Origin of the sequence: Chryseobacterium rhizosphaerae, assembly GCF_003385455.1 — a bacterium.
GTDB classification, from domain to species: domain Bacteria; phylum Bacteroidota; class Bacteroidia; order Flavobacteriales; family Weeksellaceae; genus Chryseobacterium; species Chryseobacterium rhizosphaerae.
Map to the genome: position 1 here is coordinate 131,816 of NZ_QNUF01000008.1, position 25,364 is coordinate 157,179.

At 36.8% G+C, this 25,364-nt stretch carries 24 protein-coding genes; 15 read left to right on the forward strand and 9 right to left on the reverse strand.

Features of this window, described 5'->3' with window-relative positions; all coding sequences use genetic code 11:
• Window positions 1-14: 14 nt before the first annotated feature.
• The gene (locus tag DRF57_RS09350; protein WP_115918165.1) at window positions 15-1,289 is read right to left on the reverse strand and encodes a hypothetical protein; all 1,275 of its coding nucleotides are present in this window, start codon (window positions 1,287-1,289) and stop codon (window positions 15-17) included.
• A 148-nt stretch (window positions 1,290-1,437) separates the two neighbouring features.
• Between DRF57_RS09350 and DRF57_RS09355 the strand changes: the two genes are divergently transcribed.
• The 4 genes from DRF57_RS09355 (at window position 1,438) to rsmD (ending at window position 3,919) form a co-directional block, all read left to right on the forward strand.
• Window positions 1,438-1,935, forward strand: coding sequence for a metallophosphoesterase family protein (locus tag DRF57_RS09355; RefSeq protein WP_047493190.1), 498 nt, complete (start codon window positions 1,438-1,440; stop codon window positions 1,933-1,935).
• A gap of 96 nt (window positions 1,936-2,031) precedes the next feature.
• Window positions 2,032-2,526, forward strand: a complete 495-nt coding sequence (locus tag DRF57_RS09360) for a Smr/MutS family protein (protein ID WP_047493187.1) — start codon at window positions 2,032-2,034, stop codon at window positions 2,524-2,526.
• An 18-nt stretch (window positions 2,527-2,544) separates the two neighbouring features.
• Complete coding sequence (locus DRF57_RS09365; RefSeq protein ID WP_047493185.1) at window positions 2,545-3,261, forward strand: DUF3822 family protein; 717 nt, start codon at window positions 2,545-2,547, stop codon at window positions 3,259-3,261.
• Window positions 3,262-3,343: 82 nt separating this feature from the next.
• Window positions 3,344-3,919 carry a 16S rRNA (guanine(966)-N(2))-methyltransferase RsmD gene (gene rsmD / locus DRF57_RS09370; RefSeq protein ID WP_047493182.1) on the forward strand — a complete coding sequence of 192 codons (576 nt, stop codon included), beginning with the start codon at window positions 3,344-3,346 and terminating at the stop codon, window positions 3,917-3,919.
• Here the strand turns inward: rsmD and DRF57_RS09375 are convergent.
• Window positions 3,916-4,263, reverse strand: coding sequence for a winged helix-turn-helix transcriptional regulator (locus DRF57_RS09375; RefSeq protein ID WP_047493179.1), 348 nt, complete (start codon window positions 4,261-4,263; stop codon window positions 3,916-3,918). The two genes, rsmD and DRF57_RS09375, sit on opposite strands and share 4 nt — an antisense overlap.
• 85 nt (window positions 4,264-4,348) lie before the next feature.
• On the opposite strand from DRF57_RS09375, the gene DRF57_RS09380 reads away from it, so the two are divergent.
• Complete coding sequence (locus DRF57_RS09380; protein WP_047493176.1) at window positions 4,349-4,948, forward strand: nitroreductase family protein; 600 nt, start codon at window positions 4,349-4,351, stop codon at window positions 4,946-4,948.
• A gap of 34 nt (window positions 4,949-4,982) precedes the next feature.
• Here DRF57_RS09380 and DRF57_RS09385 read toward each other — a convergent pair whose 3' ends face one another.
• Window positions 4,983-6,032 carry a substrate-binding domain-containing protein gene (locus DRF57_RS09385; protein ID WP_047493172.1) on the reverse strand — a complete coding sequence of 350 codons (1,050 nt, stop codon included), beginning with the start codon at window positions 6,030-6,032 and terminating at the stop codon, window positions 4,983-4,985.
• A gap of 222 nt (window positions 6,033-6,254) precedes the next feature.
• Between DRF57_RS09385 and DRF57_RS09390 the strand changes: the two genes are divergently transcribed.
• The 9 genes from DRF57_RS09390 to DRF57_RS09430 all read left to right on the forward strand — a co-directional run bounded on the left by DRF57_RS09390 (window position 6,255) and on the right by DRF57_RS09430 (window position 17,128).
• Window positions 6,255-7,202 (forward strand): class II fructose-bisphosphate aldolase, encoded by a 948-nt coding sequence (locus DRF57_RS09390; RefSeq protein WP_047493169.1) that lies wholly within the window; start codon window positions 6,255-6,257, stop codon window positions 7,200-7,202.
• Complete coding sequence (gene iolE / locus DRF57_RS09395) at window positions 7,199-8,080, forward strand: myo-inosose-2 dehydratase (protein ID WP_115918167.1); 882 nt, start codon at window positions 7,199-7,201, stop codon at window positions 8,078-8,080. The genes DRF57_RS09390 and iolE overlap by 4 nt, the downstream gene beginning before the upstream one ends.
• Window positions 8,081-8,098: 18 nt before the next feature.
• Window positions 8,099-9,130 (forward strand): Gfo/Idh/MocA family oxidoreductase, encoded by a 1,032-nt coding sequence (locus DRF57_RS09400; protein WP_047493162.1) that lies wholly within the window; start codon window positions 8,099-8,101, stop codon window positions 9,128-9,130.
• A 26-nt stretch (window positions 9,131-9,156) separates the two neighbouring features.
• Window positions 9,157-10,032, forward strand: coding sequence for a 5-deoxy-glucuronate isomerase (gene iolB, locus DRF57_RS09405; protein ID WP_084086827.1), 876 nt, complete (start codon window positions 9,157-9,159; stop codon window positions 10,030-10,032).
• An 11-nt stretch (window positions 10,033-10,043) separates the two neighbouring features.
• Entirely contained in the window at window positions 10,044-11,048 is a 1,005-nt protein-coding gene (iolC, locus tag DRF57_RS09410) for a 5-dehydro-2-deoxygluconokinase (RefSeq protein WP_047493156.1), read from the forward strand.
• 19 nt (window positions 11,049-11,067) lie between these two features.
• Window positions 11,068-12,951, forward strand: coding sequence for a 3D-(3,5/4)-trihydroxycyclohexane-1,2-dione acylhydrolase (decyclizing) (gene iolD / locus DRF57_RS09415; RefSeq protein ID WP_115918169.1), 1,884 nt, complete (start codon window positions 11,068-11,070; stop codon window positions 12,949-12,951).
• Complete coding sequence (locus DRF57_RS09420) at window positions 12,948-14,426, forward strand: CoA-acylating methylmalonate-semialdehyde dehydrogenase (protein ID WP_206607188.1); 1,479 nt, start codon at window positions 12,948-12,950, stop codon at window positions 14,424-14,426. The genes iolD and DRF57_RS09420 overlap by 4 nt, the downstream gene beginning before the upstream one ends.
• Window positions 14,427-14,499: 73 nt before the next feature.
• Window positions 14,500-15,477, forward strand: a complete 978-nt coding sequence (gene iolG / locus DRF57_RS09425; protein ID WP_157969883.1) for an inositol 2-dehydrogenase — start codon at window positions 14,500-14,502, stop codon at window positions 15,475-15,477.
• A gap of 43 nt (window positions 15,478-15,520) precedes the next feature.
• Window positions 15,521-17,128 (forward strand): solute:sodium symporter family transporter, encoded by a 1,608-nt coding sequence (locus tag DRF57_RS09430; RefSeq protein ID WP_115918173.1) that lies wholly within the window; start codon window positions 15,521-15,523, stop codon window positions 17,126-17,128.
• A 162-nt stretch (window positions 17,129-17,290) separates the two neighbouring features.
• Here the strand turns inward: DRF57_RS09430 and murI are convergent, their stop codons facing one another.
• The 6 genes from murI to DRF57_RS09460 all read right to left on the reverse strand — a co-directional run bounded on the left by murI (window position 17,291) and on the right by DRF57_RS09460 (window position 24,224).
• Complete coding sequence (gene murI / locus DRF57_RS09435; protein ID WP_047493144.1) at window positions 17,291-18,121, reverse strand: glutamate racemase; 831 nt, start codon at window positions 18,119-18,121, stop codon at window positions 17,291-17,293.
• Window positions 18,122-18,166: 45 nt separating this feature from the next.
• Window positions 18,167-19,759, reverse strand: coding sequence for a DUF4139 domain-containing protein (locus tag DRF57_RS09440; RefSeq protein ID WP_115918175.1), 1,593 nt, complete (start codon window positions 19,757-19,759; stop codon window positions 18,167-18,169).
• Window positions 19,760-19,809: 50 nt separating this feature from the next.
• On the reverse strand, window positions 19,810-20,934 hold the full coding sequence (gene hemW / locus DRF57_RS09445; RefSeq protein ID WP_115918177.1) for a radical SAM family heme chaperone HemW: 1,125 nt from the start codon (window positions 20,932-20,934) through the stop codon (window positions 19,810-19,812).
• A 51-nt stretch (window positions 20,935-20,985) separates the two neighbouring features.
• Window positions 20,986-21,936 (reverse strand): PorP/SprF family type IX secretion system membrane protein, encoded by a 951-nt coding sequence (locus DRF57_RS09450; protein WP_047493137.1) that lies wholly within the window; start codon window positions 21,934-21,936, stop codon window positions 20,986-20,988.
• Between the two features lie 51 nt (window positions 21,937-21,987).
• Complete coding sequence (locus DRF57_RS09455; protein WP_047493136.1) at window positions 21,988-23,061, reverse strand: RluA family pseudouridine synthase; 1,074 nt, start codon at window positions 23,059-23,061, stop codon at window positions 21,988-21,990.
• A 74-nt stretch (window positions 23,062-23,135) separates the two neighbouring features.
• On the reverse strand, window positions 23,136-24,224 hold the full coding sequence (locus tag DRF57_RS09460; RefSeq protein ID WP_115918207.1) for a PASTA domain-containing protein: 1,089 nt from the start codon (window positions 24,222-24,224) through the stop codon (window positions 23,136-23,138).
• A 154-nt stretch (window positions 24,225-24,378) separates the two neighbouring features.
• Between DRF57_RS09460 and DRF57_RS09465 the strand changes: the two genes are divergently transcribed.
• Entirely contained in the window at window positions 24,379-25,362 is a 984-nt protein-coding gene (locus DRF57_RS09465; protein ID WP_047493217.1) for a D-alanine--D-alanine ligase, read from the forward strand.
• Window positions 25,363-25,364: the final 2 nt, after the last annotated feature.

Sequence of the window (25,364 nt, forward strand, 5' to 3'; positions counted from 1 at the left end):
TTTTTTGTAAAAATCTAATTTTGAGTCAGATTATTTCCATGATCATAGTAATTAAAATCCTTAATATGAAGATGTTCATTATTTCCCCATAATGATATGGGTGGGTATGTGTTCCATTCTGTGAATTGAAAATCATCCCTGAAAGCATTTCCCATCATATTTAAATAATGCTCGTGATTGGTATATTGTAGCTCTTGATTATAATATCTGAAATCTATGACAATATTATGTGTAGCACCTTGATACACTCTGCTAAAACTGTTGCCTATCAAATTTATTGTACCTCCGGTATAAGGAACGTAAAACAAGTCAACTCCATTTACTGTACCCTCAAAATAGCAGTTAATTAAGTTTAAAGAATTTTTGCCATTTTTACCGATATATGAGCAGACTAGAACATCTCCAAAATTACCTTCAAAATCACAAGTGTCAAATTTTACATTATGCGCGCCTTCTAAGTGAACTCCTAAAGTTTCATTAGAATTAAATACACAGTTCACAAAATTTAATAGATTAGGGTTTGTGACATTGTTGGTCGGAATAGGGTCATTACCAATATCGGCTTTAAATGCTTCTTTACAATAATCTATTTTTAAATTTTTAAAATAAGATACACAACAGTCAATTAATGTAAACCCTCTTGTAAATCTAAAAATATGTATTTCCTCAATATTTAATAAAATTAACTTTTCAATTTTTATAGCAGTTCCACCTGTTGCATTAGTTGTATCAGCCCTTTTTATTGAAAAATGTTTGGCATTAAATCCATTAACACGATCAGGAGAACTGCCTTTTACATCAAAAACAACATGTCCATCATCGCCTTCATCATAAATCTGAGTCAAATTTATTCCTCGTCCTATTAATTCAAATTTCCGATCTTTACCATTGCTGTTTCCATCATTATTATTAGTTGTAAAATCAATAGCTATTGTTTTTGAAACTTTTATTTTGCCCGCCGGCAACGTAATATTCCACCCTACTCTAACCCCAAAATTTACAGCTTTCTGTAAAGCATCGGAATCATCAGTAATATAATCAGCTTTTACACCAAATCTTTTTGCCGATATTTCTGAACCTGACAGAATACTGGTATCCACATAATATTCACCATTTCTTTTTCGATAAATAATCCCATCCACTTTAGAATCGTCCATTAAATAATTATTAATCCAATGGGTAATCTTTTTAAAATTTACATTTTCGTGGGTGTAGCTATCAACTAACTGTACTAAATCATCATTTTGATAAGTACTTCCGGCTGTAAAAAAATCTTCTGTATAAATCATATTTTTTAATTTTGTTTCATAAATATAGGATACATCAGCGCCAAAACTTGACGCATTAAAAAAATAGATATCTTATAGTTGCAAAGAAGTTTTTTTTGCGCATAATTCTTTATTAATTTTGCAGAAATAAAATACATCCCCTTTCTGAATGACAAAAATCCTTCTCCTTTCCGACTCCCATTCTTATATTGATGACCGAATCTTAGAATATGCATCCCAGGCAGATGAAGTCTGGCATTGTGGTGACTTTGGAAGCATGGATGTTATAGAACAGCTGGAAAAAATAAAACCATTAAAAGGGGTTTACGGAAATATAGACAACGCTCAGATCCGTTCTGAATTTCCTGAAGTAAACCGTTTTCTTTGTGAAAAACTGGAAGTTTTGATGATCCATATTGGAGGATATCCCGGAAAATACACTCCATTAACCAGGAATGAAATAACCCACAAGGCTCCAAAACTGTTTATCTCAGGACATTCCCATATTTTAAAGGCTATGTATGATGAAAAGAACAACCTTTTACACCTCAATCCCGGAGCTTGTGGAAAACAGGGATGGCACAAGATGAGAACCATGATGCGTTTTGTCGTTGATGGGGAAGAAATAAAAGACCTTGAGATTATTGAATTGGGACCGAGAGTGTGAAGAGTTTGAGGGCTTGAGAATAAAGGAGCTTGCCTTCAATACATTTTACTTTTTACCTTTGTACAAATTAGTGATCCAGACAAGTCTTAAAAAATTATGAAGATTGGCGATAAAGTTTCTGTGGTAGATGAAGATTTAAGCGGAGTTGTAACTTCCGTGAAAGGAAATATTGTGGTTTTTAAAGATGAATACGGCTTTACTCATCAATATCCAAAAGAAAAACTGGTTCCCAAAGATGCTGATCTTTATGAAAATATAAGAATCATAAGAAAAGCAGAACCTAAAAAAATCATTTCTAAGAAACATCAGAAAAATCATTTGGTTCTGGACCTTCATTTTCATAATTTAGTAAAGAATCCCAGCGATTATGACAGTTTTGAAAGACTGTTTATTCAAAAGGAGAAATTGACAGAAGTGTTGGCCTTCTGCAGAAAAAACAATTTGAAAAGACTTGAAATTGTTCATGGTATTGGGGATGGTACTTTACAGAGGATGGTACGGGATGTTTTGGAAAGCCAGGTGAATATTGATTTTTATAATAAGGAAATACTTCACCACCAATCGGGTGCGGTAATGGTAGAATTTCACTAAATTTGCAGCAATTGAAATATGAACGTACTTAATTTACTTTTTACCAAAGACGGATTGATCTACCAGATTGTGAAGAATAAAAGCATTCTGGAGGAAAAATCTTATTTCGTTACAGAAGAAACACCAGCCAATCTTATTGAAGAAAAGCTTGATGATATTCTTATCAAACAGCGTTTTGATGAGATTCAGATCATTTCTGCACTGAATCATTTTACTCTGATGCCGGAAGGATTTTCAGAACATGATGCAGGATTTGACCTGATAGCCTTCAATGCTCCGGCAGACAGGAACAAAGAAGAGCTGATGCTTTCAATTAATAAAAAATTCAATATCCAGTTTTACTATACTTTTCCAAAACATTATTACAAAAAAATAAAAGAACTGGCTGTTCCGGTGCATTTTAATTTTTCCGGAGAGAAGTTTTTAAGTTCTATCAACAATAAAAATAACAAAGAAATTCACATCAATCTTTACCATAATCAATGTGAGTTTTTTGCTATCGATCAAAAAAAAGTAATCCTGTACAACAACCTGGATGTCAATTCAGAGGTTGACTTCCTTTACTTTATTATGTTCACGTTAAGCAAATTAGGTTTTGGAATCAATGATACCAACTTTTTCGCTTATGGAGAAACCACGGAAAATGAAACATTCATTTCCGAGCTGCAAAAATTTGTCAGAAATCTTAAAATAGTTTTTGACAATGTTCCCAACAAAAATTTTATACTTAATTAGATTACAGCTACAGGAAACAGAGAGGGAATCTCAGAAATATGTACCCTGTTTTTATAATCTACCACATAAACCTTAAAAAAATATGTTCAGAATAATATCCGGAAAATGGAAAGCTAAAAAAATTGCCGCTCCAAAAAACTTCGATGTAAGACCCACTACGGATTTTGCTAAGGAAGCTTTATTCAGTATTCTGGAAAACAAATATGACATGCAGTCCATTTCCGTTCTTGATTTATTTGCGGGAATCGGTTCCATTTCATTAGAGTATGCTTCCAGAGGATGCAAGAATGTAACCTCCGTAGAAATGAATCCTAAACACACAGGTTTCATTAATTCTACAGCATCTGAATTGGACATGTCACTTCAGATCAATGTACAGAGAGACGATGTTTTCGACTGGCTTAAAAAGTTCAGAAATAAAAAATCTTTTGAAATTGTTTTTTCAGATGCCCCATTCGAAATGGAGGAGAAAAAATATTATGAACTGATTTCTTTAGTATTAAATAATAAATACTTAAAAGAAAACGGAGTTCTTATTGTAGAGCATCAAAGCAGAATGAAGCTTGAGCATCCCAATCTGGTAGATACCAGAAAATACGGAAATGTAAGTTTCAGTTTTTTTGAGCCGAATAAAGAAAATGATAATCAGGAAATTTAATTCCTGATTATTTTTTTTGATATATCAGGTGCACTTTTCCCCCAGTTTGTAATTGCTTCCAAAACAGGCAGCAGGGTTTTTCCAAAATCAGTTAAGGTATATTCTACCATTAAAGGTGGTTTTTCCGTGAACACTTTTCTGTCAATAATTCCATCTTCCTCCATCTGTTTAAGCTGAAGGCTCAACGTTCTTTCCGTAATGGTGGGAATTTCCTTTCTTATTTCATTATATCTTTTGGCTCCTGCAATTAAATGATATAAGATTACCGCTTTCCACTTGCCTCCTATAAATCTCATCGTTACACTGGTGCAGCAAGGATATGATTTGTTATCTACTGTGTACATTTTTTATACTATCATTTTTTACCGTTATTGCAAAGTTAATAAACTTAAATTAATTTTGTAACTATAAAAATGATAGTATAAAATTATGAGTTTTTTAGAAAAAATGAAAACAAGGTATACTGTAAAAAAGTATAACCCACAGGGAAGCATCAGTGCAGAACAAGTGAAAGAGCTACAGGAAATTCTGAGCCTTAGCCCTTCTTCTATCAACAGCCAGCCATGGAATTTTATCTTTACAAATAATTCTGAACTTAAAAATCAATTGGCAGAAGTCTCTTACATCAATAAAGAAAAAGTATTGGATTGCAGTCATTTGATTATTTTCCAGGTATTAAAAAATACACAAGATTTTGAAAGACAAATTGAAGAGAATCTTCCGGAAGGAGCTGTAAATTATTACCGAAACAGGGTAAAACCTAAAGGTGAAGCAGCGGTAAAATCCTGGCTAGCCCATCAGGTATATTTATCATTAGGAATATTCCTATCTGCATGTGCAGCGATGGGTATAGACTCTACTCCTATGGAAGGAATAGAACCTGAACAATATGATGATATTCTGAAAAATGAAAAGTATGAAACGCTGTTCGCCGTAGCTATTGGCCAAAGGGAAGAAACAGATTCCAATCAACCCAAATTCAACCCGAAAACAAGGCTGAAAGCTGAAAAAGTAATTATAGAGGGATAAAATATCTCTTTACAAAACCTGGAATACGAATGGATCAATGCATATAATATTCCAGGTTTTCTTTCGCTATAATTTGTACCGGTGACATATAAAAAGAATTCAGCTGTTCTCCATGTACAAGATGTTCAAACATAAGTTTGACACTTTTATATCCTTGCTGAAAAGGTTCCTGACCAATAAGAAAAGTAATAATATCCTGATTCAGATATTTTTTATTCTCCTCAGTCACATCATATCCAACGACCAGATCCAGTTTTATCTGGTGTGTTTCAAAATACCGTCCTGCTTTGGTTATGGAGTTGGAGGGAAAGAACACTCCACCAATATCTTCATGAGCATGTAAGCTTTCTCCTAACAATTTATAATAGAGTTGAGTATTTTTATTCGGAACTCTTAATTTCTCAATGATCACATGAGAAGTATGGTCTGAGAAAAAGCTCATAAATCCTTTCACCCGCTGGTCCAATCCATAATAGTTTTCAAAGTCTTCTAAAACCTCCACTATTAAGACCCGGGGTTTATTCGTATTTTGAGCGATGTGGAAAATTTTGGCAGCAAGCCTCCCGCTTGCAAAAGAATCCTGTCCTACAAAAGAAATGTTATTGAGTCCTTTCAAGGGAACATTCAAAAACAGATAAGGAATATTAAGGGCATCCAATGCAGCACTTCTTTCCTGTGTTTCTTTAGCAAAATGTGGAGCTATAATAATCCCGTCCAGATTTTTATTCTTCAGGATTTTATCTAATTCCTTATTGTAAGAATCTACATTAAATTCATCAAAATAAGAAACGGAAACTTTCATTCCATAGCTCGAAACTTCTTCTACTGCTTTAAGCACTCCTTTTTTAGGATATTCCCAAAATGGACTGGCCGCATTAAACAAAGGCATTAAAACCGCTACCTGATACACTTTATTAAGTGCCAAATTACGGGCAATAACATTAGGCTTGAATCCGCCTGCCTGTTCTATTATTTCTATTACTTTCTTTTGGGTACTTTCCGCCACTCCCCCTCTGTTATGCAGTATACGGTCCACTGTTCCAGGGGAAACATTCGCTAATCGGGCAATCTCCTTAATTGTCAAAATATATGATTTAGTGTAAATAAGTCTTCAACAAATATAGAAAACATTTCATTCCTTTTGTTCTACCCGTCTCAAATTCCCATGAAATCTACAAATAACTAAAAATAAAATAAATATTTTATAAATATTTTGCTAATTATAAATAAATATATAAATTCGTGTTCGAACACAATGATAAAAAATTAAACAATCAAGTTGATTTTTTATAAATTCAATAATTAAATGAAAACTAACTCGGTTACCCTTTTTAAAGAAGCTTACGGAAAGTTTTGTATTCCTGCGATCAACATTTCGATGCCTGAGCAGATTCATGCTTTATTTAGTACAGCACAAAAGATGAATGCTCCATTTATTATTCAGACTACTCCGGTTGCCAGAGAATACATGCACCCTCTTATGCTGATCAACTGCGTAAAGGCTGCCGCTAAAATATATCCCGATGCTCTTTTCGCCCTGCATCTCGATCACGGTAATGAACCGCATATTGACAGTGCTATTGAATCAGGAGAATATACATCTGTGATGATCGATGCCTCGCATGATCCTTTGGAAAAGAATATTGAACGGACAAAAAAAATATCCCACAGAGCCCATCTTAAAAATATTTCTGTTGAGGCAGAGCTTGGGGTACTGAGTGGTGTGGAAGATCATCTTAATATAGAAGAAGAGAACGCATTGTATACCAATCCTGCCGACGTGGAGTACTTTGTAAAAGAGGCGGGCTGCGACAGTCTTGCTGTTGCTGTAGGAACAAGCCACGGTGCTTATAAATTCTCCGGAGGCAAAGGACTCCGTTTCGATCTCCTGAAGGATATTCAGAAAAGAGTCCCGGATTTCCCTATTGTTCTTCATGGTGCTTCATCCATAGACTATGAAGAAATAAAACGTATAAATGCAGCGGGAGGAAACATTAAAGAAGATGCAAAAGGTATTACGGAAGAAGAGATCAGAAAAGCCATCCCCTACGGAATATGCAAACTCAATATCGCTACCGATCTTAGAATATTATGGATAAGAATTCTCAGAGAATATTTACAAAATCACCCCGATCAATTGGATCCTTTAAGACCGGGCATTCAGTATATGCAGGAACTCGAACTTCTTATCGCTAAAAAGTTTGAAATACTAGGCAACACTAATAAAACACAACTATATAAAAAACACATATGATACAATTAGGAATTGCTCCCATTGGCTGGACTAATGATGACATGCCTGAGCTGGGAGAAGATATTACTTTCGAACAATGCATCAGTGAGATGGCCCTGGCCGGCTATAAAGGCTGTGAAGTTGGAAATAAATACCCTAAAGATCCTGTAATCTTAAAGAAATATCTCGACATCAGAGGGCTTACTATCTGTAACCAATGGTTTAGTTATGAATTGACTGCTAAATCGTATGAACAGGTAAAACAGGATTTCATGAATCAGCTGCATTTTCTAAAACATTTCAATTCTAAAGTAGTGGGTGGTGCAGAATGTGGGAATACCATTCATGGGAAATACAATACTCCCATCACACAACGGAAAAAAGCATCGGATGAAGATTGGAAAAAATTAACCCATGGACTGAACGAACTGGGTAAAATAGCATTGAATGATTTTGGAATGCACCTTTCCTACCATCATCATATGGGAACAATGATACAGACCATTGATGAAACTGACCGCCTGCTCAATGAAACAAAAGAAGAATATGTAAAACTTAATTATGATTGTGGCCATTTTGCTTTTGCCAATGAAGATCCGGTTGAAGCATTAAAAAAATTCATAGGCCGGACAACCCATATCCATTTCAAAGATGTAAGAAAAAATATTCAGGAACAGGTATATAAAGACAACAACAGCTTTTTACAGGCAGTGAAACTAGGCATATATACTGTCCCTGGAAATGGTAACCTCGATATGCATACGCTGGCTCAAATTATACATCAAAATGATTATAAAGGATGGATCGTAGTAGAGGCAGAACAGGATCCCGCTAAAGCCAACCCTTTTGAATATGCCCAGAAAGGCTACCAATTCATGACAGAAACTTTAAAATTTTAAAAAAAGAAAAATACATTTATGAAAAAATTGAATATTGGAATTGTAGGATTGGGTAGGCTGGGTAAAGAATATGCAAAAAACCTTACCTATCTGGTTCCAAATGCCAATCTGATTGCAGCATGCAGTATAAGAAAGGAAGAGCTGGATTATGTAAAAGAGACCTATAACGTTCCCAACCTATACACCTCCTACGACCAAATGCTTGATCAACAAAAAGATATGGATGCTGTGGTTATTGTTACCTCAACAGATCAACATGCTGATGCAATCATTAAAGCTCTCGAAGCCGGTTATCATGTTTTCTGCGAGAAACCCTTAGCGCTCAATATAGAAGATTGCCTCCGTGTTGAGAAAATAACAGCCAGGCATCCCGACCGGATTACCATGTTAGGGTTTGTCCGGAGGTTTGATTCCAGCTATGCAGAAGCTAAAATCAAAATTAATGAAGGACTGGTAGGAACTCCCTATCTTTTACGTTCCCAAACAATAGATAAAGATACTTTTGCACCATTTCAAATTGAATTTTGTACCACTGGTGGAGGAATCTTTCATGATTATAATGTTCACGACATAGATCTGGCCCATTGGTATCTGGGTTCCAGAATAGAAAAAGTTTGGGCTTTAGGAGGAGCGTACAGATTCCCGGAATTTGGCCTCGCAGGAGATGCAGACAATACAGCTGCTATGTGTGAGCTTCAAAATGGAACTATGGCTGTATTGCTGGCCTCCAGAATTTCCTCTTTCGGGCATAATACCTGTACAGAAATTTTCGCCACAGAAGGTAACTTAAAAATTGGTGATCCTCCCGTAAAAAATATGCTTCAGATATCAGACAAACATGGCATCCGAAGAGAAGGAATGGAAACTTTCTTTGACAGATTCCAGCATGCATTTCTAATACAGATTCAATCTTTTGTAGATCATGTATTAGAAAATAAACAACCTGAACTAACAATGCATAACGCAACCAATGCCACTTTAGTGGCTACAGCATTAACGAAATCATTTAAAGAGAAAAAGCCTGTCACCATTGCCGATTTAATCTCTTAGACCAGAACGCGCCTAATAAAACACAAATGAATCTTATAGTAAAATCCAAAAAACAGAAAATTTACCAAAGCATCTCTGCCGAAAATGCAGGCTGGAACTGGCTAAATTTTGAAGCCCGTCTTATGGGTCCATCTGAAACATGGACCTGTGATACGGGAGGAAATGAAATGGTAATTGTATTATTATCCGGCAATTACAGAGTGGAAAGCAATAAAGGAAACTGGGAAACAAAAAATGGAAGAAAGAATGTATTTCAAGGAGTAGCCCATACCCTTTATCTGCCCAGAGAAACTCAATTTACTCTTATATCAACCTCTGAGGCGCTAGACATTGCCTATTGTTGGTGTAGTGCTGATCATGATTTTGAACCTCAGCTGATTACTCCGGAAGAAACTCCCACCGTGATTTTTGGCGGAGATAATGCCACCAGGCAGTTCAATGATTTAATTCCGCCGGGATTTGGATGTTCCCGACTTGTATGCCGGGAGGTATATACTCCATCCGGAAATTGGAGCTCCTTTCCCCCACACAAACATGATGAAAGAATTATTGATCATAATGGAGAATTGCAGGAAGCCCAACTGGAAGAGATCTATTTCTATAAATTTCAAAAACCTGAAGCTTATGCTATCCAGCAGATTTATACAAAAGATCATCAGGATCCTTTAAATGAGATATTACGGGTAAGACATGATGATGCAGTATTGGTTCCTAGAGGGTATCATCCGGTAACAGCAGTACATGGCTATCATTGTTATTATTTAAATTTTCTGGCGGGATCCGATCAGTCACTCGCCAATACTCCCGACAGTGACTATGAATGGATTTTTGATTCATGGAAAGGAAAAGACCATCGTCTTCCTTTAGTAACTCCTGCCATGAATAATCAGCAACACGATTAATATAAAGTAAAATGAAATTTGATCTACTAACATTCGGAAGAGCCAGCATAGACCTGTACTCTAAAAATATTGGTGCAGAGTTTAATGACATCAAAGAACTTACCACTGCCATTGGAGGATCTCCGGTAAATATATCCGTAGGAGCACAAAGACTCGGCCTCAAGACAAGTATTGTAACAGGAGTTGGAAATGATCCTGTTGGAGGTTTTATTACCCATACCTTAAAGCAGGAAAATGTAGATGTTTCCCATGTCAATATCATCAGGGATACTACCAGTACGGCTGTCGTTTGTGGTATTGTACCTCCTGATAAATTTCCTCTGGTATTTTATCGGGATAAGGCACCAGATAACTATCTCACAATAGATATGGTGAACACAATAGACTTTGACCAATATAAATCTTTCCTGATGACGGGTACAGCATTATCCGTAGAGCCTACCCGGAGTGCGGCTATCTATGCTACTGAAAAAGCCAGAACAAAAGGAACAACCATTTTTTTAGACATCGATTTCAGAGCCAATCTATGGCATGATGTACGGGCATTTGGAGTTACCCTTCGTCAATACCTTCCTCTTTGTGATATTGTTATGGGTACAGAAGAAGAACTTTTGGCAATGGGGCTTACAGATTCCGATCAGGTAACAATTAAAGACAGTGCTATTTCTTCCCCAACTATCGAAGGTGATATCAACGGGGTGATCAAACAGGTATTATCCTCCGGAATAAAGCTTCTTTTGGTTAAAACAGGATCCAAGGGGGTGACCGCTTATTATCCTGACGGAAAGACGGAAGATATCCCGGGATTTCCGGTAGAAGTTGTCAATGTATTAGGTGCAGGAGATGCATTTGCATCGGGGTTTATTTATGGATACCTCCAAAATTGGGATACGTATCAATCTGCCCGTCTTGCTAATGCTTGCGGCGCATGGATTGTGACCAGGCAGGGATGTAGCAATTACGCGCCTACTTATGAAGAAATAATTCAGTTCATTACAGACAAAGGAGGCTTTTAACCCTATCAACCGTTGAATTATGGAAACAAAAAGATTAACGGTAGCACAGGCTACTATTGAATTTTTAAAAAATCAGTACACCAAAAGGGATGGTAGAGAACAGCTATTTTTCGCAGGGTGTTTCGGGATTTTCGGGCACGGAAATGTAGCTGGTTTAGGAGAGGCGCTGAAACAAAATCCAGATTTCACCTATTACCAAACCCGTCATGAGCAGGCCATGGTCCATACCGCTGCCGCCTATGCAAAAATGAAAAACAGACTGCAGACATTTGCCTGTACGACCTCCATAGGTCCGGGAGCACTTAATATGATTACAGCTGCTGCCGGTGCTACCATTAATAGATTACCTGTATTATTGTTACCCGGAGATTTTTTTGCGACCCGCTCTGCAACTCCTTTATTACAGCAATTAGAATCTGCCCAAACCCAGGATATTTCTGTGAATGACTGTTTTAAGCCCATTTCAAAATACTGGGATCGCATCCAACGCCCGGAACAACTTACCTCATCTTTACTGGAGGCCATGCGTGTTCTTACTTCACCTGCTGAAACAGGAGCTGTAACACTGGCTCTTCCACATGATGTACAAACGGAAGCCTATGATTTCCCTGTTCAGCTTTTTGAAAAAAGAATCTGGTATATTCCAAGGCCGGTACCTGATCTTCAATTATTAGAATATGCCGTAAGCCTTATAAAAAATTCAAAAAAACCAATGCTCATTGCAGGAGGAGGAGTTATCTATTCTGAAGCAGAAGAAGAATTAAAAACTTTTGCAGAACAGTTTGGAATCCCGGTTGCTGAAACCTATGCAGGAAAAGGATCTCTTCATTATGAACATCCCCTCAATCTTGGGGCAATGGGGGGAACTGGTACCAAAGGAGCCAATAGAATTGCTGAAGAAGCAGATCTTGTCATTGGAATAGGGACCCGGTATGGAGATTTTATGTCTGCCTCCAAATCAGCATGGAAAAATCCCAATGTCACTTTTATCAATATCAATATTGCAGAAATTGATGCTTTCAAACATTCTGCAGTTCCTTTACAGGGAGATGCAAGGGAAACTCTTAAAGCATTACGTAAAGCGTTGAGAAATTATCACACGGAAGAAAAGTACGTCGAAAAAGTTCACGGCTATCATAAAGAATGGGATGAAATTGTAACAAAAGCCTATGCATGCGAAAACCCTGACCGTCCTGTACAGGCAGAGTATATGGGAGCCCTCAATGATTTTATAGAAGATAAAGATGTCATTCTCTGTGCTGCCGGCTCATTGCCTGGAGATCTGCATAAATTGTGGAGAACCAAAAACTCTAAAGGCTTTCACCTGGAGTATGGAAATTCATGCATGGGATATGAAATTCCGGGAGGTCTTGGGGCTAAAATGGCGGATCCTGACCGCGAGATTTATGTGATGTGTGGGGATGCTACTTATCTTATGATGCCTTCTGATCTGATTACCACATTACAGGAAGGATATAAGATCACCTTAATATTAATCAACAACAATGGCTATGCCTCAATAGGTGGGCTTTCCAATGCTGTTGGAGAAGAAGGGTTTGGAACTTATTTTAATTATAGAAATGAAAAAACAGGCCAACTGGATGGCCCCCCTCTGGCAACTGATCTGGCAAAAAATGCAGAAAGTCTGGGAGCTAAAGTATTCCGCCCTAAAAATATGGCTGAATTTCAGGAAAGTCTGATCAAAGCTAAAAATAATAAAGAAACAACAGTTATTTACGTAGAAACCATCCGGGACAGGAAACTCCAGGGTTACGCTTATTCGTGGTGGGAAGTTCCCATCCCTGAAATATCGGTTTTCCCTGAGGTTATTGAGGCCCGAAAACAATATGAATCCAATAAAAAACAACAACAGCAATACATAAAACCTAATCAATACAAATGATGAAAACACTAGAAAATTACATCAACGGAGAGTGGCAGAGCAGTATCTCCACCCAATATACCTCCGTACATAATCCGGCAACTCAGGAGGTTATTGCACAGGTTCCTTCCGGCCCGGATACCGTAAAAGATGTGGAAAAAGCGATACAGTATGCCCAAAAGGCTTATCTGGAATGGAAGGATGTCCCGGCAATGAAGCGAGTACAGCCTTTATTCAAAATGAAAACGTTATTAGAAGACCACAAGGAAGAGATTGCAAGGCTCATTACCAATGAATGTGGGAAAACCTATGCAGAATCTTTGGGTGAAATACAGCGTGCTATTGAAAATGTGGAAGTAGCCTGTGCCACGTATGTTCTCAATCAGTCTGAGTTCTCTGAAAATATAGCTCCGGGGATTGATGAATTCATGATCAGACAACCCCTGGGAGTCTGTGCCTGTATTACCCCTTTTAATTTCCCGGTAATGATTCCTTTTTGGTTTCTTCCCTATGCAATCGCTACGGGAAACTCTTTCATTTTGAAGCCTTCAGAAAAAGTACCTGCCACCATGCAGTATGTATTTGATCTTATCCACAAGAACTTAGATCTTCCGAAAGGCCTTTTAAGTCTGGTACATGGTGGAAAAGATTCTGTAGATAGTCTGCTCCGGCATCCGGATGTAAAGGCTATCAGCTTTGTAGGTTCTACTCCCATAGCCAAATATATTTACTCGGAAGGAGCCAAATACGGAAAACGCGTCCAGGCACAGGGAGGAGCTAAAAACCCTATTGTTATTATGCCAGATGCAGATATTGATATGACTACAAAAATCATTACAGATTCAGTATATGGCTGTGCAGGCCAACGCTGTCTTGCGGCATCCCTCGTAATTACCGTTGGTGATGATAAAAAAATCAAGGATGCTCTGGTAGAAGCTGCCAAGTCCAGAAAAGTAGGATACGGTCTTGAAGACGGAATAGAAATGGGACCTGTGATTTCTCAGGAAAGTAAAACAAGAATTCAGGGGCTTATTCAAAAAGGAATTGCCGAAGGCGCTAACTTTCTGGTAGATGGTACTCAAAAAAATGTTTCCGGATTTGATCGTGGAAATTTCCTTTATCCTACTATCCTGGAAAATGTTCCGCTAGATAAAGAAATTATTTCTACGGAAATATTCGGTCCGGTAATGAGCCTGCTTAATTTCAAATCTATGGAAGACTCTATTCGGTTTATCAATAGTGGACGTTATGGCAATATGGCCTGCATTTTCACTCAGGACGGTCTTTCAGCACGTCAATTCCGGAGTGAAGCAATGGCCGGAAACATAGGCATCAATGTAGGGGTAGCAGCACCGGTCGCGCAGTTTCCTTTTTCAGGATGGAAAGAGTCTTTCTTTGGTGATCTTCATGCACAAGGACGCCACGGCATCGAATTTTATACCCAGACAAAAGTAGTCATCGAACGCTGGCCTAAAACCTGGTCTAGAACCTTTTAATTCCAGGTTCCATATCAAATAAAAGGGTTCGGAATACAGGAAAGCTAAAAACACAAATTCAACTATACATAAAGTGGACACCCAATTAAAAATAGGTATTATAGGACTTGGAAGAATCGGACAGGTACACCTTGCAGCATTAAAAACTATAAAAAATGTTGAGGTTGTAGCGCTATCGGATATTTCTTTGGATCATGTAAAAAAAACAGCTGAAGAGTATCAGATTCCTCATTTCTATACTGATTATCATAATATTCTGCGTCGGTTGGATATTGATGCCGTATGGATCTGCTCCCCCACCAGCCATCATTTTACTCAGGTTATGGAAGCTTTAGGGAACAATAAATATGTATTCTGTGAAAAACCACTGGATGCAGATAAAGATAAAATCCAAACCATCATAGATTCTTATCCGGATATCAATCACCGTCTTATGGTAGGTTTTAACCGACGATTTGACCCTGACTTTGCCAATGCCAAAACGACCCTAAAAAAAATAGGAAAGCCGGTCATTATTAAAATCACCAGCAGGGATCCTTTCCCGCCATCGGCGGAATATTCCAGACAATCCGGAGGAATTTACAATGACATGAGTATCCATGATCTGGACATGGCCCGTTTTATCAGTGAAAGTGAGGCTGAACAGATCATTGCCATAGGTTCCCGCAATTTTACGGAAGATACAGATACAACCCTTATTACCATTAAGTTTAAAAATGGGGTGATCTGTAATATAGATAACAGCCGAAAAGCTTCCTATGGATATGATCAACGGTTGGAAATATTGGGAGATCAGGGAATGATCTCTGTGGAGAATAAAAAGATCAGCCATACCCGTTTTTATTTTGAAAATGCTATTGAAAGCAGTGTACTCGAACCCTTTTTCCTGGAGAGATATAAAGATTCATATATAGAAGAAGCAAAAGCATTTATTACTTCTATAAAGGAGAAAAAAGAATTTCCTTCCACCGCAGAGGATGCTCTTAAGGCTTCCTTATTAGCTGATGCCTGTGCGCAGTCGTTAGAACAACAAAAACTGATTTTTCTATAACGAAAATAATGTTTTACAATGGTCATCAAAAAAACTTAACTCTATGCTTACAACATTAATCACATTCTTCATATTTACTGCCGGAGTCGCCTTTATTTCCTGGAGATTCACAAGAAAGACAAAAATGGCCCACTCCTCAATCGGCTACTTTTTAGGGGGGCGGGATCTGAATGCTATTTTAATAACGGCCTCGCTGCTACTCACCAATCTGTCAACAGAACATTTGGTAGGACTCAATGGAAGTGCCTATGCCTTTGGAATGGAAGTAATGGCCTGGGAAACCCTGGCTGCTTTAGCTTTGGTGCTTATGGCGGTATATTTTCTTCCCAGATACCTCAAGATGGGACTGGTCACTATTACAGAGTTTTTAGAACTTCGTTATGATAAACAAACCCGGGTAATTTGTTCCGGATTATTTCTGCTGCTGTACATCACTACCCTTCTTCCCATTGTACTGTACACAGGTGCTATTACGATGGAAAGTATTTTCAATGTGTCAGAAAATCTGCACATTGATAAATTCACAGCAATGGTCATAATGGTTGTCGGGATTGGTATATTGGGATCTTTATATGCTATTTTAGGAGGGTTAAAAGCAGTTGCCATATCAGATCTCATCAATGGGATAGGCCTTATTATCGGAGGTTCACTAATCCCGATACTTGCTTTCTACAAAATTGGGGACGGCAGCTTTTCAAATGGAGTTCATACTGTTTTTGAAGCTGTTCCCGACCGTTTTAATGCTATAGGAGAATCAACTTCTGATGTACCGTTTTCAGTACTTTTTACAGGAATGTTTATTCCCCAGGTATTTTACTGGACAATGAACCAATCTATTATTCAACGGGCATTTGCAGCCAAGAATCTTGCTGAAGGACAAAAAGGAGTGCTGCTGACTGCATTTTTCAAGATATTTATTCCTTTTGTTGTGGTAGTTCCCGGCATTATCGCTTATTATTACTTTAAAAACAGCTTAAACGATCCTGATTATGCCTATCCCGAACTGGTAAAAGCCGTTCTGCCGGTGGGTCTTATCGGTATTTTTGCAGCTATTGTAGTAGGGGCTATTCTCAGTACCTTCAATGGAGCATTAAACAGTGCTTCAACCTTATTTTCAATTGATATTTATAAAGGGTATTTTAATCAGAAAGCCACAGAAACCGAAATCGTAAAATTTGGTAAAAAATGTGGAACCGTCATGGCCATAGCGTCTATGGTCATCGCTCCATTTATCAGTATGGCGGGTAAAGGCCTCTATATTATTCTTCAGGAATTTAGTTCCATCTTCAACATGCCTATTTTCGCCATTATCATTGCGGGATTACTATTACCTAAAGTATCTGCAAAAGCAGCTAAAATAGGATTAATAACCGGCACATTACTTTATTTATTCTCGAAATTCGGAATGGAGGCGATGGGATTTCGCATTCATTTTTTACATCGCCTGGCAGTTGCCTTTATTGTTACTATTCTTACCCTTGTTATTGCCAGCAGATATTATCCCAGAGAAAATAATTTTGTTATTAAAGATACTGGAGCCGTCAATGTGGAAAATTGGAAATATTTAAAACCAGCCTGCATTTTTATTGCCATCCTCACTATTTTGGTTTTCTTATTTTTCAGCCCAATAGGGATTATTCCCAGTCAATAATCCATTATTCGCTGAACTTAGGTTAAAATTCAGTACCCATTTAGTATATTTTTAGAATGCAAACTGCCGGTAAATGAATATTACCGGCAGTTTCTTTATTTTTTTTCTTAGAGAATATCAAAAATATTACTCCTCTATTTTTAATTATAAAACAAGATGTACTTACAATACTTTCAATTCCAAATCAATGGTTTTACCAAAGAACTTTTTGGAAATTTTCTCAAAATTCTTAGTAAGATCTGAAAGGTAAAAGTGATAATTCGGTTTCGGATTATTATCATTCAAAAGATGGTATTTATCCAGGATAATTTTAAGATGATTGGCCACAATATTTGGAGAATCAATCACACGAACCCTGTTTCCATAATACTGTTTGATCTCATCAATTAAAAGTGGATAATGCGTACACCCCAAAATTAATGTTTCAATATTTTTCAGCTTATTGTTACTAAGATAATTGTAAATAATAGCATGGGTAATCGGATGATTCTTAAATCCTTCTTCAATAGCAGGAACCAGTAATGGGGTTGCCAATTCATCTACCTTGATCCATTTATTCTGTTTTCGGATGCTCTTTTTATACAATCCTGAATTTACAGTAGCTTTAGTAGCTATCACTCCAACGTTGTTATGGATTTCGTAAGCTACTTTTTCAGCAACAGGATTAATAACGTCTATCACCGGAACTTTACCTCCCACAGACTGCATTACTTCATTCAAAGCATTTGCAGTAGCAGTATTACAGGCAATAACTATGGCCTTACAATTCTGTTCCATCAGAAAATTGGTGATCTTTGTAGAGTATTCAATAATTGCTTCCTTAGATTTTTCTCCATAAGGAAGGTGTTTGGTATCTCCAAAATAGATCAGATCCTCGTGAGGAAGAAGTCTTTTGATCTCTTTAGCTACAGTAAGCCCTCCCACACCACTATCAAAAATACCGATAGGCTGGCTGGGTGAAAGATGCGAATAATCTTGTTTTTTAGTTTTCAAATTGTGAACTGAAATTTTATACAAAAATAGTGAATAATCCGATACTTACTTAAGATTACTAAGTGAAAAATCTTTCGGATACCTTACTTTATAGCTTACTCTAAATTTCTTGGTTTCCGACGGAGAGATTTTAACATTCCAACTCAAGAAACCTTTCTCTTTATCAAAATCTGCATTATCGCTTTGAAGAAGCTCAATTTTGATGGATTCATCTTTACTCAAAGGGATCTGATCCTTTATATCGATAGTGATCACTTCCTTTTTATTATTGCGTACAATAAGATCATATGTGAATGTCTTCTCCTGATAGGAAGAAAAAAACTTCTCATTGGATTTATCATTCACAACTTCCTTGCGAACGCTTATTCTTTTATCATCACCAAGAGTAATACTCATTTTATCGTCCGTCTGATCAGGATTTATTCTAGTCTCCCCAACATACATATTTTCAAAGATCACATTGGCAGAACCGGAAATCAGATCGTATGTATTAAAATCTTTAATATCAGCTACCAGATAAGCGGTAGTATTATACTTGGGTACTGTATAATATTTATATACTGCAGGAATTTTTATTTGCTTTAAATTGATAAAATGATCTTCATTATTAGACAAAACATCATATGGAACGTCAACATCGAAGCTTATGTTCAATTGGTTATCATTAATTTTAAATCCTCCATACCCCGTCACTACCACTTCTTCAATTTCCCGGGTTCTGGCAGTATCTTTTCCGCTGGAATAAGCCTGAGTAGGTCTTTCCTCATTTTTGTAAGAATTCAGAAACCATGGATTCATGACCGGAGCATTATTATTTCTTGACGATCTTGCATTGATCAGGGTAAGTTTTACCCCCTTCCAGTCAAGACCTGTATCCTGTCTTAGTTTTGCTTTAAAGATCACATCCAAAGGTTCTGTTAATTTATTACCCTTTACTTCATAAAATGGTTCCCAGGAAACATTTTCAACAAGATATCCAAGATCCATTTTTGCATTTCCGGCCACACTGCTTGCAATTTTTAAAACAAAGACACCATCAGAAAATGTTTCTTCAGATTCTGTATTGGCTTTCAGTCTTTTTTTAAGTTTTTCAAGTTTTGATACAGCCTCCGTATATTTTTTATTGATATCGAGCTGGGCAATACTTATCTCATTCCTTTTGGTTTTATAATATTCCGTCAACTGCATGAGCTGTGCTACGCTGGAAGTATTGCTTCCCACTAAGAGGGCCTGATTTTTATCTAACAGCTCAAGGGTCTTTTCATTCGTCTGACGCTCAATATTGATTTTTGTACTAAGATTTTCTAAAATAGCTATACTGTCTTTAATTCTTTTCCCGTTTGGGTTATTATTTTCAAAATAATGGGAGTTGTAATCATCCCTGTACTGAGCGGAAAGAATCGAAATATTCTTGCTGTTGGTATTAATCTGTATTGATTTCTCTACAATTTCATCGGAAATATTGGTAATCACCACTTCAGAATTCCCTGAAGGAAGTGAAATAGTTACCACATTTTGTAACTCAGCAGAAGTTCTGTACACGTTTACTGCATTCACTTTCGCTTTTGTGAAAATTGGTTTTTGAGAAAAGTATAAGGTACTTGAAAAAAGGAAAAAGAGTAATAAGCTTCTTCTCATAGTTTTTAGTTTTTATTTAAAGTCTGGCTTCAAATATACACTAATAAACATTATACCAGAAATAAATCCGAAGCAATACCATCTGCCATAAACCAATGCTTTTCGGGAATTTTCAGGTGATCTTTTTCAATGATTAAAATGCCTTCTTCTATTTTAGATTTTATCTCCGTTTGAAAATGATCCATTACCTTATCGGAGAATTTATTCTTTAAGCTTGTAAGGTCTACTCCCCAAGTGGTTCGCAGGCCAATCATGATCATCTCATTAAACTGATCTTCCTGAGACAGTAATTCTTCTTCTTTGGCAAGATTTTTAACCGCCAGTTTTTTAATATACTGTGGATTATTGGCAATATTCCAGCTTCTGACATCAAATCCGTTATAGGAATGTGCTGATGGACCTATTCCAAGATATTCCTTATATTTCCAATATGCTGAATTGTGTCTGGAATAAAATCCCGGTTTTGCAAAATTGGAAACTTCATAATGCTCAAATCCATTATCCTTAAGAAAATCCGAGAGATAGTAGAATTCTCTGTTTTGCTCTTCTTCTTTCGGGCTGGTCACTTTTCCTTTTGAAATCCAGTTTTCCAATGCTGTCTTAGGTTCCACAGTTAAAGCATAAGACGAGATATGAGGAACTTCTAATTCAATGGTTTTATTCAGGTTTTCCTTCCAGATCTCAAGATTTGAAGTAGGTGAACCATAGATTAAGTCAATACTCAGATTTTCAAAACCAAAATCCTGAGCCCTTTTAATAGAACTTTCTGCTTCAGAAGCACTGTGAGCACGGTTCATCAGTTTCAGATCTTCTTCAAAAAAACTCTGTGTTCCAATAGATAAACGATTCACGGGAGTTCCTGCCAGTTGTTTTACAAACCGTTGATCCAGATCATCCGGGTTAGCTTCCAGAGTAATTTCTATGTCTTTATCAAAGCTGAAGTATTTTAAAGCTTCATCAATTAAAGAATGGATCTCATCTACCGAAAGAATGGAAGGTGTCCCCCCACCAAAATATAAAGATTGTAGGGTTTTGTTCTGTAATTCATCTTTCCGAAGCATCATTTCAGTTTTCATAGCCTGAAGCATTTCATCCTTAAAATTCAGGGATGTTGAAAAGTGAAAATTACAATAGCTGCATTTTTGCTTGCAGAATGGGATGTGAATATATATCATAAAAAAAGCTCTGAAAAAATTCAGAGCTCAAATTTATTTAAATTAAATTGATTAATATCTAAATCCTCTAACATTAATAAAGTTGTCAAAGTTATAACCAAGGCCAAGCATAAAGCTATTCCCTCCAGATTTCTGAATATCAGACATTCCCAGGTTATAAGTGGCACCGATCATAAATTTGTTAAATCTCACTTTTACAATAGGAGAAATACTCAAATCCTGGCTGTCGAATCTGTTTTGAACAGTTCTGTAGCTTACCCCAAAAGAAAATGCATTAATCTCATTGGAGAATGTTGCCATTAAATTCCAGTCAATCATTCTTGTTGAGTTGGTATTTAAGTTGATCAATGCTGATGGTGCAATTGAAATATTATCAGCAATATTCCAGTTGTATCCTAAATTTAAAAAGAATTTAATAGGTGATGGTTCATATCCGTTTACAATAGACTGATCATTACTTAAAGCAATATCATTAACGGAAACTCCACCGAAAAGTCCTCTGTACGTAGCAGCCAAACCAAAGTTAGCATACACCATAAAAAGGTTGCTCTCTTCTCCTCTCAATAATGGGTCATTAGCTTCCTCAGTATTAATTTTTGAATAATCAAAATTCATGTTATAGAAGTTAACACTTGTACCGAAAGAGAATTGATCCTTTCTATCTCCTTCGCTGCTTAGTGGAATAAAATAGGAAGCACCCGCTGTAATACCTCCGGCAGAAATAGGCCCATTGCTATCTCTAAAAACAGAAATACCCGCACCTACTCTATCAAAAATATTCGCATTAATCCCGATTGATTGTACATTCGGAGAGTTGTTGAATTTTGAAAATTGTTGTTGATAATTAGCGTTGAGCTGTACGTAGTCTGTTTTTCCGTATTGAGCTGGGTTGAATAGGAACTCACCATCCATAAGATATTGCTGATAGTAGGGTAGTGTTTCCTGTGCTTTGTATGCATTTGACAAAAGAGCTAAACATACGATAGCATATAGTTTTCTCATAACAAATCTTGATTTCAATTCAACAAATATAAAAAAAATCTCAATATATTTTTAGTTTTCTAAATAATTTCTCCATTTTTTTACGGCATCCACCATATCTTTGGGCATTGGGCTCTCAAAATATAATTCCTTTTTTGTTGTTGGGTGTATAAATCCTAGGGTATGCGCATGAAGTGCATGTCTGGGTAGAATTTCAAAAACATTTTTTATAAACTGCTTATACTTAGGAAGGTTCACTCCTCTTAAAGGAGTATGCCCCTCATATCTTTCATCATTAAATAAGGTATGGCCAATATGTTTGAAATGAGCACGGATCTGATGGGTTCTTCCGGTCTCAAGTTTACATTCTACCCAAGTCATATACCTGAACCTTTCCAAGACTTTATAATGGGTAACAGCATGTTTTCCATGGCTTCCGTCTTCATAAACAGACATCTGCATTCTATTTTTAGGATGTCTTCCGATATGTCCTTTTATTGTTCCCTCGTCTTCCTGTGGATTTCCCCATACAAAAGCCCAGTAAAGCCTTTTAGTGGTTCTGTTGAAAAACTGCTTGGCTAAAAAGCTTAATGCATATTCATTTTTTGCAATTACCAATAGTCCGGAAGTGTCCTTATCAATCCTGTGTACGAGCCCTACTCTGTCCAGATCAGATTTCTCTCCGTTCTTTTCAAAGTGAAAGGCCAATGCATTCACCAGCGTACCGTCCCAATTTCCAAATCCCGGATGAACAACCATTCCCGGTTCTTTATCTACAACCACTAAATCATCATCCTCATATACTATATTAATAGGAATATCCTGTGGAATAATGACATTTTCTCTTGGAGGACGCGTCAGTAAAACAGAGATCTGATCACCAGGTTTTACCCGGTAATTCTGTTTTACCGGATTTCCGTTCACCACTACATTCCCGGCCCTGCAGGTTTGGGAAATTTTATTTCTTGAAGAATTCTGTCGGTGTATTAACAGGAATTTATCTATTCTTAATGGCTCCTGTCCATTGTCAACAGTGAGATTAAGATGTTCGTACAATCCTTTATTTTCTTCATCAATATCGATGTTTTCAATACTGTTGGAATCTAATAATTCTTCATCTAAAAAATCTTCGTTATCTTCTGACATTGTTTTATATTTTTTACACAAAAGGCCTCAACATTTTGCAGTTGAAGCCTGTATTTATTTATACTATTTTGATATTATTCTACGACTACTTTTTTAGCCTTTGGCTTTTGAGCAGGTTGTTGGCCTGTAGAAGCAGCAGGCTTAGCTGTGCTTCCTGTTGCCGGGCTACTGGAGGAGGTTTTAGGCTTCTCTGTTCCGGAAACAGTGGATTTAGGAGCTGTAGTCTGAGTTTTAGGAGTTTCTGTTTTTACAGGCTCAGGTTTTGGTGTTTCCCTTTTGGGTACCGGTGCCGGAGCTACCGGAGGATCAAAGCTTGGTTCATTGTGAACTTCCTCATATCGTACCGGTGGCAAAGAAGTATCTACCTTCATACGGTAAATAGAATTCAGCTGCTCCACTTTAGCTCTCAGCTCAGCCGGAGTTCGCTTACTTGCCCATAAATCGATCTGCATACCCTGGTCACGTACATCTCCTGCAGCAGGATCCTGATAGTAAATGATATCAGATTCGTCATTGCTGCCATCTTCATGTTCTACCAATCCTACTTCAAACATTCCTTTTGTAATAACCGCTCTTGCTTCTTTTACAGAAAGTCCCACTACATTAGGAATAGAAATATTTCTCATAGGACCTGTTCCTACTACGACATCTATGATAGAGAATCTAGGCAAACGTGTTCCCGGATTAACGGCATTACCTTTATATAATATTCTTAGAAGAGCATCTTTCTGAATACTTGGTTCATAGATGGTATCGCCTATTTTAAGACCCACCTGATCCAGTCTCTGGAAGGCCAGTCCGGAATATTTATTGATAACATCAGGCACAGCAATCTGAGCCCATGTTCTTGGATTAACTTTCAAACGTACCGTTCTTCCGTCTTTTACACGGGAACCCGGTGCCGGATAAATCTGAAGAACCTGAAAAGGTCTGTATTTTGGATCATAATTGGCACTGTCCACTTCATATTCAAGACCGGTATCATCTAATATTTTAATAGCATCATGCACTGATTTATTAACAACATTAGGAACAGGAATTTCCTGTCCATGGTTTGTATGATATTCCAACCAACGAAATGTGAGCCATACCAGACCCACGAAAATGCCGATGGCTATTACTAAATTAAGTAAAACTTTCCAATTGAAAAGTGATTTAAGCATATTTAAAAATACTTTTATTACAACCGCAAATATAACTAATAATTTTAGAATGTGCTTTTTATTTAACAATTCATTTTTGATTTTAAAATTTCCAGTTTTCCCATATTGCATTGCATAAAATGATTAAATTTGCCTTAATTGATACTATATGGTTATGAACAAAAAAAGCGTTGCCGTAGTAATGGGAGGCTATTCTGATGAATATGTTGTTTCCTTAAAAAGCGGACAGTTGATTTATGATTCTTTAGACAGAAATCTGTATGATGTATATAAAGTAGTCATTCTAAAAGATGAATGGTACTTTTTGGGAGAAAATGATAAAAAATACGACATCAATAAAGGAGATTTTTCTGTAATTTTAGATAATGGTGAAAAATTAAAATTTGATGTCTGCTTCAATACCATCCATGGAACTCCGGGAGAAAATGGAATTCTACAAGCATATTGGGATGCAATAGGACAGCGATATACGGGATGCGATTTTTATCAGAGTGCTCTTACCTTCAATAAAAAAGACACCCTTGCTGTATTATCAAAATATGGAATTCCTTCAGCCAAAAGTGTATACTTAAGAAAAGGAGAAACTATTAATGTTGATAAAATTATAGAAGAATTAAGTCTTCCGGTTTTTGTGAAACCGAACCAGTCCGGATCATCTTTGGGAATTTCAAAAGTAAAAGAAAAATCAGAATTGATTGCCGCTACAGAAATAGCTTTCAAAGAAGATGATGAAATCCTGATTGAGAGCTTCCTGAACGGAATGGAGGTCTCTGTAGGAGTTATAGACTTTAAAGGAGAAACCATAGTACTGGGAATTACCGAAATTGTACCTACCAATGAGTTTTTTGATTATGAAGCAAAATATGAAGGAGCTTCAGAAGAAATTACTCCGGCAAGAATTGATGCAGAAACCACAAAAAGAGTGGAAGAAATAGCAAAAAGAGCTTACAATTCATTAGGAATGAGCGGATTTTCAAGAAGTGAATATATTCTAATGGATGGAATTCCTTATATGCTTGAAATGAATACCAATCCAGGATTCTCTCCTGCAAGTATTCTTCCACAGCAGGCAAAATATTATGGAATTTCCCTTTTGGATCTTTGCGGAAATGAAGTTGAAAAAGCACTTAATAAATAAAT